The 15,783-nt window shown below is 38.3% G+C and carries 16 protein-coding genes and 2 tRNA genes; 12 read left to right on the top strand and 6 right to left on the bottom strand.

What is annotated here, in order from left to right:
- Positions 1-32: 32 nt before the first annotated feature.
- On the bottom strand, positions 33-818 hold the full coding sequence (locus HH219_RS00645; RefSeq protein ID WP_169326341.1) for a hypothetical protein: 786 nt from the start codon (positions 816-818) through the stop codon (positions 33-35).
- Positions 819-1,167: 349 nt separating this feature from the next.
- Here HH219_RS00645 and HH219_RS00640 point away from each other — a divergent pair, with 349 nt between their 5' ends.
- On the top strand, positions 1,168-1,539 hold the full coding sequence (locus HH219_RS00640; RefSeq protein ID WP_244507091.1) for a DUF3718 domain-containing protein: 372 nt from the start codon (positions 1,168-1,170) through the stop codon (positions 1,537-1,539).
- A 77-nt stretch (positions 1,540-1,616) separates the two neighbouring features.
- Here the strand turns inward: HH219_RS00640 and HH219_RS00635 are convergent, their stop codons facing one another.
- Positions 1,617-2,312 (bottom strand): DUF445 domain-containing protein, encoded by a 696-nt coding sequence (locus HH219_RS00635; RefSeq protein WP_169326434.1) that lies wholly within the window; start codon positions 2,310-2,312, stop codon positions 1,617-1,619.
- A gap of 130 nt (positions 2,313-2,442) precedes the next feature.
- Here HH219_RS00635 and HH219_RS00630 point away from each other — a divergent pair, with 130 nt between their 5' ends.
- Both HH219_RS00630 and HH219_RS00625 read left to right on the top strand, forming a co-directional pair.
- On the top strand, positions 2,443-3,303 hold the full coding sequence (locus HH219_RS00630) for a fructosamine kinase family protein (protein WP_169326340.1): 861 nt from the start codon (positions 2,443-2,445) through the stop codon (positions 3,301-3,303).
- 187 nt (positions 3,304-3,490) lie between these two features.
- On the top strand, positions 3,491-3,694 hold the full coding sequence (locus HH219_RS00625) for a CPXCG motif-containing cysteine-rich protein (protein WP_054203596.1): 204 nt from the start codon (positions 3,491-3,493) through the stop codon (positions 3,692-3,694).
- Here HH219_RS00625 and HH219_RS00620 read toward each other — a convergent pair.
- Entirely contained in the window at positions 3,691-4,317 is a 627-nt protein-coding gene (locus HH219_RS00620; RefSeq protein WP_169326339.1) for a riboflavin synthase subunit alpha, read from the bottom strand. The genes HH219_RS00625 and HH219_RS00620 overlap by 4 nt on opposite strands.
- A 164-nt stretch (positions 4,318-4,481) precedes the next feature.
- Here HH219_RS00620 and HH219_RS00615 point away from each other — a divergent pair, with 164 nt between their 5' ends.
- The 4 genes from HH219_RS00615 (at position 4,482) to HH219_RS00600 (ending at position 7,201) form a co-directional block, all read left to right on the top strand.
- Positions 4,482-5,837 carry an MATE family efflux transporter gene (locus tag HH219_RS00615; protein ID WP_169326338.1) on the top strand — a complete coding sequence of 452 codons (1,356 nt, stop codon included), beginning with the start codon at positions 4,482-4,484 and terminating at the stop codon, positions 5,835-5,837.
- Positions 5,815-6,885 carry a DUF3080 family protein gene (locus tag HH219_RS00610; protein WP_169326337.1) on the top strand — a complete coding sequence of 357 codons (1,071 nt, stop codon included), beginning with the start codon at positions 5,815-5,817 and terminating at the stop codon, positions 6,883-6,885. Before HH219_RS00615 ends, HH219_RS00610 begins: the two co-directional genes overlap by 23 nt.
- Before the next feature lie 111 nt (positions 6,886-6,996).
- Positions 6,997-7,073: transfer RNA gene (locus HH219_RS00605), tRNA-Val, on the top strand.
- A 51-nt stretch (positions 7,074-7,124) separates the two neighbouring features.
- Positions 7,125-7,201 (top strand) — tRNA-Val (locus HH219_RS00600).
- Positions 7,202-7,699: 498 nt separating this feature from the next.
- Here HH219_RS00600 and HH219_RS00595 read toward each other — a convergent pair.
- Both HH219_RS00595 and HH219_RS00590 read right to left on the bottom strand, forming a co-directional pair.
- Positions 7,700-8,698: a cupin domain-containing protein gene (locus HH219_RS00595; RefSeq protein WP_169326433.1), complete on the bottom strand. Its 999-nt coding sequence runs from the start codon at positions 8,696-8,698 to the stop codon at positions 7,700-7,702.
- 17 nt (positions 8,699-8,715) lie between these two features.
- Positions 8,716-9,456 carry an SDR family oxidoreductase gene (locus HH219_RS00590; RefSeq protein WP_169326336.1) on the bottom strand — a complete coding sequence of 247 codons (741 nt, stop codon included), beginning with the start codon at positions 9,454-9,456 and terminating at the stop codon, positions 8,716-8,718.
- A 128-nt stretch (positions 9,457-9,584) separates the two neighbouring features.
- Here HH219_RS00590 and hisD point away from each other — a divergent pair, with 128 nt between their 5' ends.
- Genes hisD through HH219_RS00565 form a run of 5 tightly spaced genes read left to right on the top strand, consistent with a single transcriptional unit; the run spans position 9,585 to position 14,373 of the window.
- Positions 9,585-10,859 (top strand): histidinol dehydrogenase, encoded by a 1,275-nt coding sequence (gene hisD / locus HH219_RS00585; protein WP_169326335.1) that lies wholly within the window; start codon positions 9,585-9,587, stop codon positions 10,857-10,859.
- 4 nt (positions 10,860-10,863) lie between these two features.
- On the top strand, positions 10,864-11,871 hold the full coding sequence (locus tag HH219_RS00580) for a LacI family DNA-binding transcriptional regulator (protein ID WP_169326334.1): 1,008 nt from the start codon (positions 10,864-10,866) through the stop codon (positions 11,869-11,871).
- A gap of 14 nt (positions 11,872-11,885) precedes the next feature.
- Entirely contained in the window at positions 11,886-12,587 is a 702-nt protein-coding gene (locus tag HH219_RS00575; RefSeq protein ID WP_169326333.1) for an alpha/beta hydrolase, read from the top strand.
- Positions 12,584-13,354 (top strand): aldolase/citrate lyase family protein, encoded by a 771-nt coding sequence (locus HH219_RS00570; RefSeq protein WP_169326332.1) that lies wholly within the window; start codon positions 12,584-12,586, stop codon positions 13,352-13,354. The genes HH219_RS00575 and HH219_RS00570 overlap by 4 nt, the downstream gene beginning before the upstream one ends.
- The gene (locus HH219_RS00565) at positions 13,351-14,373 is read left to right on the top strand and encodes an ester cyclase (protein WP_169326331.1); all 1,023 of its coding nucleotides are present in this window, start codon (positions 13,351-13,353) and stop codon (positions 14,371-14,373) included. The genes HH219_RS00570 and HH219_RS00565 overlap by 4 nt, the downstream gene beginning before the upstream one ends.
- A 270-nt stretch (positions 14,374-14,643) precedes the next feature.
- Here HH219_RS00565 and HH219_RS00560 read toward each other — a convergent pair whose 3' ends face one another.
- Entirely contained in the window at positions 14,644-15,657 is a 1,014-nt protein-coding gene (locus HH219_RS00560; protein ID WP_169326330.1) for a nuclear transport factor 2 family protein, read from the bottom strand.
- Positions 15,658-15,783 lie beyond the last annotated feature (126 nt).

Raw genomic sequence — 15,783 nt, 5'->3', positions numbered from 1 at the left:
ATGAATGTAAGCAACTAAATGTTTAAATAATATTATTTCTTAATATAGTTGATATACAGTTTCTCCAATGCACCTTCTGTCGTTAAGCTTGGATCTTTAGTTATAAAGTGCTTTACGGTTCGCGTGACAAAGTCTGAATTTTGTTTATGTAATTTAGAAAAATCTTTAATTAAGCAATTACCATCTTTTGCTGCTGTGACTTTATCGTGACGATGACGGTACTGACTCAGCGCTTTATTAAAGTCACCTTGGTAATCTTCGACCAAAATTTTATAAAAATCACTTTTTTGTACTTTTAAGTTGCTAATGCAGTAATTTAAAGCTTCTTTGAAATCGGAAAAAACGAGTCCTTCAACATCAAACTCTGCGGTTTTTTCACGTACCGTTACTTTAGCTTCCTCTGTGGCATAACTGAAGCCGCCAAACGCAAGACGCTCTGCGGCTTCTGCACCGAGCTTCATACCGGCTTTAATACTGTGCGCAAATTCATCACTCATATCGCCAAGTTCATTTTCATGCCACATGTTATACACTCGCAACGGCTTTGCGTATTTAGTGCCGAGTTTACTTTTTAGCTTAGTAAAACGCTCATCAATCGTCATTAAGCGTTCATTATGTAATATTGCATGACATTCATAACACGCTGCAATACTTATAAAGTCAGCTTCTTCGCCTAAGTCGATAATACTTTGAAGCATATGCAATGGCGGGCAATGATCGCGCTCTGTCGCTTCACAGCCACAATAAAAGCAACGATTAAAATTATGCTGCTCACAAGCATATGCTTGCTGGTAATAACTCGCCAATGTTTTACTCACAGTGTCTCCTAATAGACCGATATCTTTATAATCATGGCGATCATAACAGGGTTTTAAAATATGTCAGTATTACAGCACGATAAAGTGCATTTACTCTAAAGTAAATGGTGTGTAAAACCAATGAAAACAGATTGAAAACCAACCAAAATCAATAAAAAAGTTAAAAAATAATTCTAGTTAAATATGTCAAAAAACACATATTAAACATCTTATTTTCATGCGCTTAGATATTAATACACACATCCACATACCGTGTTACATTTTGTCGATTTTCATTTACAGCATTATTAAAAAATTTAGCCAATAATGAACTCGTCAACAAGATAACTTATATCAAAAACACTGGAGAATGATGATGAATACTTTAACAACCACATTATGTACTACATTACTTTTAGGCACAGCAGCACTTACATCAACTAACACTGAGGCTGCGCAATTTGTTGCAGCGGATAACAGCCCTGGTACACAAATTTGTATGGCAGTAGCGTCAAATAAACCAATAAAGCTCTCAATGGCGATGAGAGAGTTACGCGTAAGTAAAAAAGTAGCCACTGATAAACTAAGCTGTAACAACATGAGCATGGAAAATTTTGCAGGTACTTATGGCTTTAATAGAACAGCAAAACTCTTAAATTTAAAAGCTGAAACAAATACATCAATACAAGATTTAGCTAAACTAGATCAACAAACAATTATGGTTGTTGCAGGTTCAAAATAGTATGCGTTACTTTATTTAAGCAGGCGAGTTGTTGGCCTGCTTAAAAATTTGCATATGTTTAATACGTTTAAATTACATTAAAGTAGAGCGGCAATTAAACCAAACATTCCACCAAATACTCCCCCCCACACGACCAACCAACCTAAATGTTCACGGATCATGGTTTGAATAATATCTTTAACCATTTTTGGCGTTAGTTCATCTAAGCGATCATCGACCAAGCCAGAGACCGTTGAATATAGCGAGTCACTCGCTATACCTGATTGCGTCAATTTTTTATTTACCAACGCTTTAAAATCATCAGTTTCGCTCATACTTAATAATGAACCGCGCATTTTATCAATAAATGCTTCGCGCATAGGCTCTACCGCAGCACTGCCACCAAACATTGCTAACATACTGCCAAACTGAGATTGCTCAATTACTTCTAGTAAGCTGTCAAACGCAGGGTTTAAATCAACCTCGTTGATGACAGGTTGAAGATCAACATTGATATTTTTATTACCCAACAATTGTGTTATCTTTTGCTCTGAAAAAAACTCGGTCAAAATAAGATTTTTTATCGCAACCTTAAAGCCCGCAAATTTTAATTGAATAACGCCTGAGCCATATAAAAAAGGGACTTTTTCAAACAACATATGCACAGCGAGTAAATTAGTTACAGCCCCCGATAAAGCAAACAAGCCTATAGACAACACAATTGCTTGATCATAAAAATAACCAATAACCACTAAAACACTCGCAATCACATTAGTGATAAGGCTTTTGTTCATCATTTTTTCCTCTTAGTAGTACTTAACAATATACGTATATTTATTAAATACGAATTTTACTCTCAAGAGATTGTTTATTTAACTACTTTTTGCCATAGTTTAAACATATGTACAAAAGGTGAGCAATCTCATGTGGAATACGGTTAACGAACAAATCAGCCAAGCCATGCATTTTGACTTTAAGCACACCAACAAGCGTCAACTTCAAAGCACTAGCAGCGACATGCTATTTAAAATAAGCGATGGCACACACTCATTTCTTGTTAAAGTAGCCCATCGAAATAATTTAGAACGCTTTGAGAATGACGCTTACAATTTAAACTTGCTGACCAAAGAAAGTATGTTCATGGTACCAGACTGTATTACAACTGGATCAAATATTGAATACTCCTTTATTGCCTTAGAATGGCTGACGCTTGATCAACAGCCTCACACTAACTGGCATATTATGGGACAACACTTAGCTCATTTACATTTAAAACATCAGCAAGCCATGTTTGGTTTTGATCATGACAATTTTATTGGTGCAACTGCTCAGCCTAATCGCTGGCATAAAAAGTGGGATGTATTTTTTGCTGAAGAACGTATTGGCTGGCAACTACAGCTTTTACATGAAAAAGGTATAGAGCTTGTTGACCACAATTATTTTGTAGGATTAATCAAAAGTATACTTCACAGCCACATCGTAAGTCCGTCACTATTGCACGGTGACTTTTGGCGAGGAAACCTAGGGTTTATCCATAGTATTCCCAGTGTATTTAACGCTAGCTGCTATTATGGTGACCGAGAAGTAGATATTGCGATGAGTGAACTGTTCGCGCCCCTTCCTGAAGCTTTTTACATCGCCTATAACAAACATTACCCATTGGCTTCTGGCTATGAGCAACGCAAGAAAATTTATCAACTTTACCCTATATTAAACCATGCGAATGTATTTGCGGGCCACTATCTCACTGAAGCAAAACAACAAATAGAACAATTAATGAAATAAATGCAATTATATGCTTTCGTTGATGTCATAAACCAGTAATACAGTCTATATTTAAGTTACTCTTTAATTAAACATACCAAGTAATGAAAGGCTTTATACCCAAACCACCATAGGCCAAATATTAACATGCAACTTTAATCAACTTGGCTCTGGTAACTTATGTAAGCATTGCTAGGTTGAGGAATTTATGAAAAATCATCTATCACAACGGATCAGCTGCCCACATTGTGGCCACCATATTCACATAACACTTGACGCAAGTGATGGCGATCAAGATTACTTTGAAGACTGCACCGCCTGCTGTAACCCTATTCATTTTAATATGCATATTGATTACGCAATTAACAAAATAGAGCTACATATTGACAGTGATGACGAACAGATTTTTTAATGCTGATTAGCTAAATAGTTTTCAACGGTATTAATGATCGTAAACGTTTGTTGGTCAACCTCAATGTTTATCACGTCACCGCTTTTTGCATTGCCAAGGTTTGTGATTGAAAGCGTTTCAGGGATAAGGTGCAACCAAAACCCATCTTCATCGGTTTCCCCCACCGTTAAGCTAGCACCATTAATTGCAACAAACCCTTTGTAAAGTACGTATTTTTGCCACTTTTTTGGTAAAGTTAGATACATTTTACAATTATCTTGCGAGTGAATAATGTTACTTATATTAGCTGTGCAATGTATATGCCCAGAGACTATGTGACCGCCTAACTCAGTACCGAATGTCATTGAGCGTTCGTAATTAACTGTACTACCAATTTTTAGCTTACCTAAATTGGTCAGGTTCAGCGTCTCGTCAATCACATCAAAATAAACATGGGCAAGACTGCTATTATCTAATGAATAAAATTTAACGGCGGTTAAACAACAGCCATTAATTGCAATACTCGCCCCCAGTTCCAGTTTATCAATAAACTGTACCGGTACAGATAATACTAATCGTAACACACCATGTTCATGGTTATTTGATACTACCAATGCTTGAGTTTGCACTATGCCTGTAAACATAAATCTATTCACCTTTTCAAATCTGACCATTGTAATTTTCAGTGTTAAGTGTACCTGAACCAATATTTTTTTACTTTATTGAAAGTAGACTCATCGTTTATAATTTTTTATTCATTACGGATCGATTACACTAGTAGACCACATTACCTTATTTTGCATGCAATATGACTTTTTGTAATTGGGAAGCTAAACGCCTTATATCTCTTGCGATCCCAGTATTTTTAGCACAAGTAACGCTCGTTTTAATGTCAGTGGTTGACACCATCATGGCAGGACAAGTTAGTCCAACTGATCTTGCTGCATTATCAATTGCAACCGGCATTTGGAATCCGGCCATGCTCGCGCTCCAGGGAATACTTTTAGCTCTAACAGGTATTGTTGCCCAATTTAGTGGCGCCAATGATAAAAACGGTATTAGCCATTATTTTCAGCAAGGTTTATACCTTGCGGGTGTATTAAGCATAGTGGGTATCTCCATTGCTTATTTTGCCGATATTATTATCTTCAAACTTGATACAAGTGCAGCTATTGCTACCATGGCAAATGACTATATTCACTTTGTTAAGTGGGGAGTATTCGGGTTTTTATTCTTTAGTGTCTATCGTAATATTACCGAAGGAATGGGCATGACTAAGCCCGCTTTTTATATCAGCCTTATTGGCCTTGCGATCAACATACCTGCCAATTATATTTTTATTCATGGAAAGTTTGGCATGCCCGCTTTAGGCGGTGCTGGTTGCGGGATAGCCACGGCTCTCGTGTTTACGGCCATGGCCATTGCACAAGTAATTTACTGCCAACTAAGTAAAAAAGTAGATGCTAAAACACTGCTTGCTAACTTTAAAAAACCACAACTCACTACCATGTGGACGATTACAAAGGTGGGAATTCCGATATCACTGGCTACTTTTTTTGAAGTTACTTTATTTGCCTGTATTCCATTATTTATAGCTCATTTAGGCGCTGTCGCCGTGGCGGGGCATCAAATTGCAGCAAGTGTAACAACACTCTTATTCATGATGCCCTTGAGTTTATCTATCGCTATCAGTATTCGCATTGGTAATTTATATGGGCAACATCATTATGAACAGCTCAAAAAAGCAATCTCCACAAGCTACATTTTAGCCGTGATGATTGCCATACTCCTTGCTACTCTTACATTTTTTGGCCGCGATATCATTAGCCACTTATACACAGATGATGCCCATGTAATTGCATTAGCCACCTCAATCATGGTTTTAGCGTGTATATACCAGCTACCCGATGCGCTACAAGTAGCCGCCAATGGCATATTACGAGGCCTAAAACACACCACCCCTATCTCATACATTACATTTATTTCGTATTGGTTAGTTGGCTTTGCTCTAGGTTACGTTTTAGCACGCACAGATTTCATTGTGCCAGCTATGGGCCCACATGGTTTTTGGATTGGTATTATTGTAGGCTTAAGTGTTGCCGCCATTTTATTAATGCTAACCGTTGCAAATAGATTCAAACATGAGCCACTTAAAAACGCTTAAAACAGATAATCAGCACAGTAACCAAACTTGGCAGTTTGGTTACTTATTTACATTGTTAAGCTGCTTATTACTCAGTGCCTGCACAGATAAGCCCAGCGATGTTTATCTACAATACCAACAACGCCTAGCCAATACATTAGAACAACCGCTAAGTCAGGCTCCCGAACTCAACAATATAGTGTTAACGCCTATTCATTATGAGCAAGAAGCGCTAACAACCCAGCAATTAAGTCTATTACAACTGGCACAGCTTTCTCATTGCAAACTAAATACCCTCATTGCTGAACGTAATAGTCAATTGGGTAAACTTGCAACGCCTGCCAGTCAATTAATCTATCAAATTCAATTTATTCAACTCGCACCCGCTTGTTTAGAGAAGCTAGAACCTAGCTCAAAAAGTTATCTTGCAATCAAAGGAGAGTTAAATAATAAAAAGCAGCAGTTAGTAGTGCAGTTCAATCAATTGCTTTATAACGATCCAGAATTAAAACGGACATGGCAACTCACCAGTTATACATTAGATACTAACCTAGCTGGCCTTACCGAGACTGAAGCTGCACTAAATCAGTTAGCAACGTTGAAACAGCAAATTAAGCAACAGCAATATGCACAGATAGATACCCAAGCGCTCTACCCACTTTTGTCACAATTGCACCAATATAACTTTAATCAAGCCCTGATAAGCGCCGTACGTCAGCAAACACAGTTAAATAATAGTACCAGTGACTATTTGGCAAACGTTGATCTAACCATGCTATGTAATCCACTGAAGAATAAACGCCAAGCGCAGATCGTGAGTAACATATTCAAAAAATATTACTTAGCGCAATTACAACCTTACCAAGCACAACTATCAGGAGCGTTAGAGCGTTTAATGCCGCTATACCAAGCCCTTTGGCTAAACTCTACAAGCATGCAACCGCAAATAGCAGCCCTGTTAAGCCCAAGCCAGCCTAGTAATTTACTCATAGCATTTAAGGATTCAGCTAAAAGCCATGTATTTTGGTGGCAAAATTTTTATAAAACGTGTGAAATCAGCCCAATATGAGTAAAAAAACGGCAAACGAACTAAAAAATACGTTTCCCGCTTGATTCACTAAAGCACACGCTATATATTAGCGACCGTTGTTAAGCAATTAACACAACTTAAATTTATGATACGACCGTAGCTCAGTTGGTTAGAGCACTACCTTGACATGGTAGGGGTCGGTGGTTCGAATCCACTCGGTCGTACCAAATTTATTCTTTACTTAAAGAATAAATTTATTTAAGAATTCAAAAAATTGTACGACTGTAGCTCAGTTGGTTAGAGCACTACCTTGACATGGTAGGGGTCGGTGGTTCGAATCCACTCAGTCGTACCAATTCTAAATATTAAAACTCTAAAAAGAAAAAGCACTCCCTACTCTTGATCACCCGGTCCAAGGGTCGGTAGTTCGAATCCACTCGGTCGTACCAATTCTAAATATTAAAACTCTAAAAAGAAAAAGCACTCCCTACTATTGAGCACCCGGTCCAAGGGTCAGCAGTTCGAATCCACTCAGTCGTACCAATTCTAAATGTTAAAACTCTAAAAAGAAAAAGCACTCCCTACTCTTGATCACCCGGTCCAAGGGTCGGTGGTTCGAATCCACTCAGTCGTACCAATTCTAAATATTAAAACTCTAAAAAGAAAAAGCACTCCCTACTCTTGATCATCCGGTCCAAGGGTCGGTGGTTCGAATCCACTCAGTCGTACCAATTCTCAATATTAAAACTCTAAAAAGAAAAAGCACTCCCTACCCTTGGTGACCCTGCATTAGGAATAGCAATTAGAACCCACTTCAGTGTCTAATTTTGAAAACCGTGGTCATATTCCTCAATTATTTAAAGCTAGGGTCTTTGGGAATATCATTTCGCCTGGTTATATATACGATGCATTCATCACCACTTTCATGGCTATACTTTCTAAGTTGATTGATGGGCACTGAAAAAGTATCCCCTTTGTTTAGGATAATTTGTTCACTTACTAGATCAACTTTTAGACTTCCTTGCTGAACAAATATGACCTCTTCTTCAAATCGTTGATGCAAAGGAATACTTGAATTAGGCATTAATTTTAATGCTGAAATATTAAAACCATGACTCCAATTGAGCTGTGCTTTAATTAGGGATTCAGCATTAAGTTTCCCCACTAAAGGCGCTTCAAATACCCCCTCAAATTGGCTCAAATAAGAGTTTTTACACCAGTTAAATTCAGATGTTCTTATGACTGTTTTTGCAAGGTCATCATCAGTTATAACTCTATGCTGTGCAATTTGTTCTGGAGTTGTTTTAGCCATTGGTTGAACACTATCTGGGATTTTTTCATTTAAGGTTGTGTCTACCAAACTGCCATTTTCTAATAAAATAAGACCAAACTCTTTTGCCATATCAAAAACTTGTGGTGCCCAAAGCACTCTACCAGGATCATCACTGCCCAACACTGCATATAAATAACCGATGCCATCACCAACGTTTTCAAACCCTCTAAAAATATCCATTGGGATCGAAATAATGTCACCTTCATTTAAAGTTACTTTTGCGTCATTACCATCAACACCTGTATAAAAGACCCACGTACCACTGTGTACAACAAAAATCTCTTCAGTTAGGTGACTATGTTGTGAATTTAAACACCCTGCAGGCTGGCGAGCACCACCTATGTTAAAACCGTGTGCAATAGAAATATGAACATGCTGATTCGGATTTTCAGCAACACCTGGTCCAATTATCGTAAAGTTTTCTTTTTGATCGCTACCTGGCGAACGCGTATCAATAAACGCATTTTTGCATGGAATTAAATCATCGTATCTAACTAAACGTTCTGAAAATAAACTCATCATTCTCTCCTAATTAATTACTGTGCGGTCCAGCCGCCATCAATTTTTATACTTGTTCCTGTGATCATCGCCGATAATTCACTTAGCAAAAATACACATGCATTAGCCACATCAGTTGTTTGAGCTATTTTTTTCATTGGGATCATGTCGTACACAAATTTTTTGAATTCAGGGTTTTCAAGCATTGGCTTTGTCATGGATGTTTCAACAAATGTGGGGGCCACAGTATTGACACGTACGTTTTGTGGGGCTAGTTCGACAGCGAGTGCTTTGCTTAGACCTTCAACTGCATGTTTGCTCATACAGTACAAAGTGCGGTTAGGTGAACCGACAAAACCCATTTGAGAGGACATATTCACCAACGCACCAGCGCCACTGTTTATTAATGCAGGTAGTGCAGCTTGGCTAATACGGTAAACACTGCGGATATTCATTGAAATTACATCATCGATGTTGTCGTCTGTTTGCTCAATCATTGGGGCAACACGATTAATACCAGCATTATTTAACAGACCATCTAATTTAGTAAGCCCTCGTAAATGCTCAAAAAATATATCGCTATTAATATCAAAAGGCCAAATCTCTATTTGTGATGGCGCATATTGCTTTAATACCTCTAAATCGTATTTTGTGCGTGCAACAGCAATGACATGCGCACCAGCATCAACGCACTTTTTCACACATGTTTTACCAATACCTTTCCCCGCTCCTGTTATTAAAATAGTTTTACCAAGTAATAGCGTTTTATCAAATCCCATTTATTTCACCTAAAATCTATATTGCATTCGAAGTCATTATTAATTAGAGTAACCCCAGATGCAAGATATTATTTAACCAGAAATTCTCATCAACCACATACAAAAAATAACTATATAAGGATTAAAAAATGATAAAGCATTTAAAAAAAGGTCAAGAAAAAGAGTCAAAAGAAAAACAAAATCAATCAGTAAGAGGTATAGTAGAAAATATACTTTCTCGTGTTGAGTCTGAGGGTGATAATGCAATTCGTGAGTATTCTATACAGTTTGACAACTGGACTCCGAAGTCTTTCAGGCTTTCTAGTGACGAAATCAAAGCATGTTATGCGCAACTCGATCATCAATTAATTGAAGATATAAAATGGGCACAGAGCCAAGTACGTAATTTTGCTCAAATTCAGCGTGATTCGATGAAGGATGTTGAAGTAGAAACCCTCCCAGGTGTAACACTTGGTCATAAACACATTCCCATGGATAGCGTTGGCTGCTACGTACCTGGCGGAAAATACCCGCTACTAGCCTCAGCACACATGAGCGTTTTGACAGCTAAAGTAGCAGGAGTTAAACGTGTTATCGCGATGGCGCCACCTTTTAATGGCAAACCATCACCAGAAATTGTAGTAGCGATGGATATGGCTGGGGCTGATGAAATCTATTGCCTTGGCGGTGTACAAGCAATTGCTGCGATGGCTATTGGTACACAAACTATTGCCCCAGTAGATATGATTGTAGGCCCTGGTAATGCTTTTGTGGCCGAGGCTAAACGTCAGTTATTTGGCCGAGTTGGTATTGATTTATTTGCAGGTCCAACCGAAACTCTCATTATTGCTGATGACAGTGTTGATGGCGAACTATGTGCAGCGGATTTGCTGGGCCAAGCAGAGCATGGCCCAACCTCTCCAGCTATATTACTTACAAACTCTGAGCAGCTCGCCATAGATACAATGGCAGAAGTGAAAAAGCAGCTTACTATTTTACCTACTGCAGATATTGCAGGTAAAGCATGGCAAGATCACGGTGAAGTAATTGTATGTGATACTTACGAAGAAATGATCCAGGTAGCAAACAATCTTGCATTTGAGCATGTACAAATAATGACAAAGAATACCGACTACTTTAAAGAAAACATGCAAAATTTTGGCGCATTATTTTTAGGTCCACAAACCAATGTATCATATGGTGATAAATGCATTGGCACTAATCATACACTACCCACAGGAAAGGCTGCGCGTTATACTGGTGGCCTATGGGTAGGAAAATTCATAAAAACATGCACTTTCCAACAAGTAACAGAAGAAGCTTCGGTTGTTGTTGGAGAGTATTGTTCACGTTTATGCGCTGCAGAAGGGTTCGCCGGCCACAAAGAACAAGCAGACATTCGTTTAAGACGATATAGGAAATAAATCATTGTCACAGCAAAAAAGAGTAACCTCATATGATGTCGCCCGCGAAGCGGGTGTATCACAATCAGCGGTATCACGTGTTTTTAGGCCAGGATTTAGTGTGTCTAAAAAAACCCGTGAAAAAGTAATCGCTACGGCTAATGAAATGGGCTACCGCCCCAATGCCATTGCTCGTATGTTGATCACCAAACAATCAGGTATGGTTGCGGTCATTCTTTCATCGCGAGCAAATCTAAATTACCCTGAGGTACTCTCTGAGCTTAATAAAGAATTAGCACTGAATAACAAAAGAGTGCTGCTCTTTACACTTGATCATGCTGACGAGCTCGACGAACTGCTTGAAAATATTTGGACATTCCAAGTAGATGGCGTTATTGCTCTAGCCGCTCATTTTGACAGTAAAAGCTTGGATTTATTTGCTAAGCATAGTACGCCTATCGTGCTGTATAACCGTAATGTGCCTGAATCGAGTGCAAACACTGTATGTTGTAATCACGAGAAAGGCATTAAACAGTTAATTGATTTATTACATAACTCTAACCATAAATCGTACCTAATTATTGCCGGTCCAGATGACTCTGATGTAGCTAACGAACGTCGTGAAATTGCCGAGAGTTATTTACAAGCACTAAAGGTGCAAGATACACCGGTCATTTACGGCGATTACGGCTATGAATCAGCTCGAAACTCACTGGCGCAATGGTTAAAAACAAACCCCCTACCCGATGCCATAATCTGTAGTAATGATGTAATGGCGATTGGTGTAATTGATGAGATAAAACAAAACTTAAACCTCAGCGTCCCTGATGATGTGTCGGTGGTTGGGTTTGATGGTATCAGCGCAGCTGCGTGGTATAACTATCAAATAACCACAATACAACAACCCATGAAACAGCTAACTAAAGCCGCTGTTGATATTTTAATGGAACGTATTGAAAACCCACAAGCAGCAGCTGAAGCACGCGTTTTTACAGGCTCATTAATTACGGGGAACTCTATTAAACAACGTTAAATTAAGGCATTTTTGTGGCCAAAAATCCTGTTTATATCTTACCCGGTACACTGTGTAATCATCGTATGTTTGAAATGCAAGTAAATGCACTTCAAACAGCTGGATATACACCTCATATTATTCCTATTTCTGAACAAGAAACGATTGCAGAAATGGTTGAATTTACCAAAGAACTGATCGAAAAACCTGCACCTATAATTGGTTTTTCAATGGGCGGAATTATTGCGCTTGCACTGTTAAAATCAAATCCTGAGCTAATTGATTCACTATGTTTAATATCAAGTAACTGCTTGGCTGATAAACCAGAACGTCTCGCAATTAGACTTAAACAAATACATCAAGCACAACAAACCAGTTTGACTGATGTACTAAATAAAGATTTTTTACCTCACTATTTCTATCAGTCAAAGCATACAGATAGCCAATTAGTTTTAAACATGGCAAATGAATTAGGGCTCAACGCTTTTAGCGCGCAACTGCACGCACTTGCCACTCGGGAAGATACATTAAAAGTGATTGAAAAAACTGATAAAAAGTTACTTTTTATTGGTGGTGAACAAGATCCACTGTGCGCTAGCGACGTACAAAAAATGATGCATAGCGCCTGCCCGAATAGCGACCTAATTTTATTGGGTCAGTGTGGGCATTTTGTACCTCTTGAAAGGAGCAACACGCTAAATACTTTACTATTAGATTGGTTAGGAGCAGCGCAATGAACTTAAAACAAAAATTAAATAATAAACAACTTCTTTTAGGCACATTTATAAAAAGCACTCACTATCATAATACTGAGGTCCTTGCTCATTCTGATCTTGATTTATTGTGCTTAGATGCAGAACATGCACCATTTGATAGGGGGGATTTAGATAGTTGTATTATGGCAGCTCGCACTAAAAATATGCCAACTCTTATTCGCGTTAACAACACCGATCACGCTACTTTACTTAGTTGCTTAGATATAGGTGCTGATGGCCTAGTTTTACCTCATATTAAATCACCTGAACAAGCTAACGCTATTATTAAAAACTGCTTTTATGGTAATAACGGCAGGGGCTACGCAGGCTCAAGTCGCTTTGCAGGTTACACCACGCATGCGTTAACTGATAACTTAGCAGCTAACAAGTCATCCACCTGCATTATCGCGCAAATAGAAGATGCCGATGCTCTTGATAATATCAATGCTATTTGTCAAATAAGTGAAATTGATTGTATTTTTATTGGCAGAATGGACTTAACTATTTCACTGGGAGAAACCAACCCAAGCGCCTCTGCAGTTATTGACGCAGTGACTAAAATAGCAAATGCCGCAGCAAGGCATAATAAATGTTGCGGTATGTTTGTTGGTAACCTAAGTGAGCTAAATCATTGGCAATCACTTGGTGTAAGCTTTTATTTATTAGGCTCTGATCACAGCTTCTTATTGAGTGGTGCTAAGCAATTACGTAGTCAATTTGAAGAGACAATAGGCATAACAAAATCATGAGCACTCATAATAAAAATAAAGAACTAATTAAAGAATTTACAGACTCGCTTTATAACTTTGATATAAATACTCTAAAAACAAAAGTCACCAATCTATTTGCAGAAGATGCTTTAATACAACTTTGCCACCCGTTCGAAACCTTAGCAAACCCAAACGCACTAATTGAGCAAGTGTATACACCACTTGCCGATGCATTTATAGGACTAGAACGTCGCGACACTATCGTTATGGCAGGTAGCTCTTTGAACGAATCTGATTGGGTTGGTTGCTGCGGATACTATACCGGATCATTTGAAAAATCGTGGTTAGGTATCCCTCCTACAGGCCATCAAGTCAGTATGCGTTTTCATGAATTTTACCGTATAAAAAATAACAAAGTAGTCGAGACTCAAGTCATTTGGGATATTCCTGAAGTTATGATTCAAGCTAACGTTTGGCCGCTTTCGCCAAGTTTAGGTAAAGAGTGGCATGTGCCAGGACCTGCAACGCAAGATGGACTTATCAACACCCCTTACAATCTAGCGCAAGCAACGCGAAGCTTGAATGTCGTTGGCAATATGTGTCATCACCTCGGCTTTTATGCTCAAGGCGGTATACCTGCAATGAAACTTGAACAGTTTTGGCATCCTCACTGTAGCTGGTATGGACCAAGCACAATAGGCACTGCTCGCGGTATTAAAGGCTTTAGAAATTGGCATCAAATCCCATTTTTAAATGCTCTCCCCAATCGAATTGGTGACGCAAGTAAAGGCTATTTATTTGGCGACTCAAACTACGTTGGTTTTACTGCGTGGCCAGGAATGAATATGACTATTAGCCATGATGGATGGTTAGGTATCGCACCGGCCAATCAAAAAATAACAATGCGTAGCCTTGATTTTTGGCGCATAGAGAACAACCTTATTCGTGAAAACTGGGTGTTAATAGATATACTTGATGTTTACCATCAAATTAATGTAAATGTATTCGCTCGTATGAAAGAACTCGCTAAAGCCCGTTATTTAAACTTTGCGCCTTAATCTATTGACTGTTCACATCTAAAAAACGCTGTAAGTGACAGCGTTTCTATTTCAGTCTAATTATACCAACCGTGTTAAATTACTAACCATTTATAGCAACAAATAAATACAGTGATAACAAGGTTAATATTTTGGCATGCAGTTGTTCTCGCCAATTACTCCTGCATTGCTTTATCTCCTTCATGCATGCAGTAGTACATAATAAATGACTAACGCAGTTAGCGCTTTATTTAGCCCGCTGTAATAATTAAATATTTAAGTCGTTCGGTATTACATATATGGATTAGCGATACTTTGTGTGCGTTGCAAAATATCTAAACCTTGTTGTTTTAACCAGTAAGGTAAATCAATAATTACCCAGTTTTCCACCAGCTTATCACCTTCACGATGATACACATCAACAACGCGCATATCTGCTGGTGTATTTGCTCCTGGCAACCCTAAAAAACCACCGATTGCCGTATTTGTTAAATTAGGCCAACCAAAAAAACATGCATATTCATCTTCTGCAAAGCGGCAAATATGGCCATTAAATACTTTACCGGTTAACCCTTCTCTGAAAGGATACATATGCTGTTGCTGGTATCGCTCAATTGTGTACGTTGCACCAATCCCTGCTGGGCCATACCAAACCATATTTTTATCCCATGTTTTAGCAAGTACTTCTGGGGGACAACTATTTACACCACTTTGATTTAATGCAGTAAGGTTATCAATCATCTGATTAACCAAGTTCATTGTCCGTGTGCTTTGTTCTTCGCTACCGGCGCCTAAACGTACTCCATCATGAGTGCGCGGCCCAGGATAGGTAAAATATTGCCCTGTAGAGAGCGGTAATGGATTTAAACCTACCTGCAGCATTACGCCTATAATATCAACAAAAAACCCAGTTTGAATAATTTTACCGTCTTTAACGCAGTTAAATTCGGCGTAGCGAATTGTCACTAGTTTATGAGAAGGTGCAATACCGAGCCAATCACGATCAAATAGCCCCATAAAATGCCCCATGCTCATCACCCATTCACCACCATCGGCTTCGCTTTGTCCTGCAATAAAAATATCTTCGCGGCGTTGCAATGCTTTAAAAGAATGAAATAAAGGCTGCCAAACTTGCTCAATTACTCCATTAATATTGTCTAGTTCGTTAAAAGGATGAACGCCTTTGAAACGGTAGTCATCAGCCATATAATTATTAAATAAATCATTTAAATCATTACCTTGTGTTTTTTCCAGTGCGGCATGAAATTGACGAATAAATTGCTTATTATTAATTGTGTCTATCATGATGTTGCCTTAATGTTTGCGCAGTCAAATTTATACTCTTGAACTAAAATAAATACCTATTCTCAGAATGTATGTTATTTCAAAAGTAATGAAAAGCCTGTTAATAGTGAGTTATATATTGGTTTA

It is taken from the genome of Pseudoalteromonas sp. NEC-BIFX-2020_015 (genome assembly GCF_012952265.1).
GTDB classification, from domain to species: Bacteria; Pseudomonadota; Gammaproteobacteria; order Enterobacterales; family Alteromonadaceae; genus Pseudoalteromonas; species Pseudoalteromonas neustonica.
Note: the sequence above shows the minus strand (reverse complement) of the source record. Positions and strands in the feature narration are given on the sequence as shown.

What these genes read in the sequence shown, in the direction of transcription:
- HH219_RS00590 (WP_169326336.1), bottom strand. Translation starts at nt 9,456, where the DNA reads ATGGGATTTGATAAAACGCTATTACTTGGTAAAACTATTTTAATAACA.
- HH219_RS00615 (WP_169326338.1), top strand. Translation starts at nt 4,482, where the DNA reads ATGACTTTTTGTAATTGGGAAGCTAAACGCCTTATATCTCTTGCGATC.
- HH219_RS00630 (WP_169326340.1), top strand. Translation starts at nt 2,443, where the DNA reads ATGTGGAATACGGTTAACGAACAAATCAGCCAAGCCATGCATTTTGAC.
- HH219_RS00620 (WP_169326339.1), bottom strand. Translation starts at nt 4,317, where the DNA reads ATGTTTACAGGCATAGTGCAAACTCAAGCATTGGTAGTATCAAATAAC.
- hisD (WP_169326335.1), top strand. Translation starts at nt 9,585, where the DNA reads ATGATAAAGCATTTAAAAAAAGGTCAAGAAAAAGAGTCAAAAGAAAAA.
- HH219_RS00635 (WP_169326434.1), bottom strand. Translation starts at nt 2,312, where the DNA reads ATGAACAAAAGCCTTATCACTAATGTGATTGCGAGTGTTTTAGTGGTT.
- HH219_RS00570 (WP_169326332.1), top strand. Translation starts at nt 12,584, where the DNA reads ATGAACTTAAAACAAAAATTAAATAATAAACAACTTCTTTTAGGCACA.
- HH219_RS00625 (WP_054203596.1), top strand. Translation starts at nt 3,491, where the DNA reads ATGAAAAATCATCTATCACAACGGATCAGCTGCCCACATTGTGGCCAC.
- HH219_RS00640 (WP_244507091.1), top strand. Translation starts at nt 1,168, where the DNA reads ATGATGATGAATACTTTAACAACCACATTATGTACTACATTACTTTTA.
- HH219_RS00560 (WP_169326330.1), bottom strand. Translation starts at nt 15,657, where the DNA reads ATGATAGACACAATTAATAATAAGCAATTTATTCGTCAATTTCATGCC.
- HH219_RS00565 (WP_169326331.1), top strand. Translation starts at nt 13,351, where the DNA reads ATGAGCACTCATAATAAAAATAAAGAACTAATTAAAGAATTTACAGAC.
- HH219_RS00595 (WP_169326433.1), bottom strand. Translation starts at nt 8,698, where the DNA reads ATGAGTTTATTTTCAGAACGTTTAGTTAGATACGATGATTTAATTCCA.
- HH219_RS00610 (WP_169326337.1), top strand. Translation starts at nt 5,815, where the DNA reads ATGAGCCACTTAAAAACGCTTAAAACAGATAATCAGCACAGTAACCAA.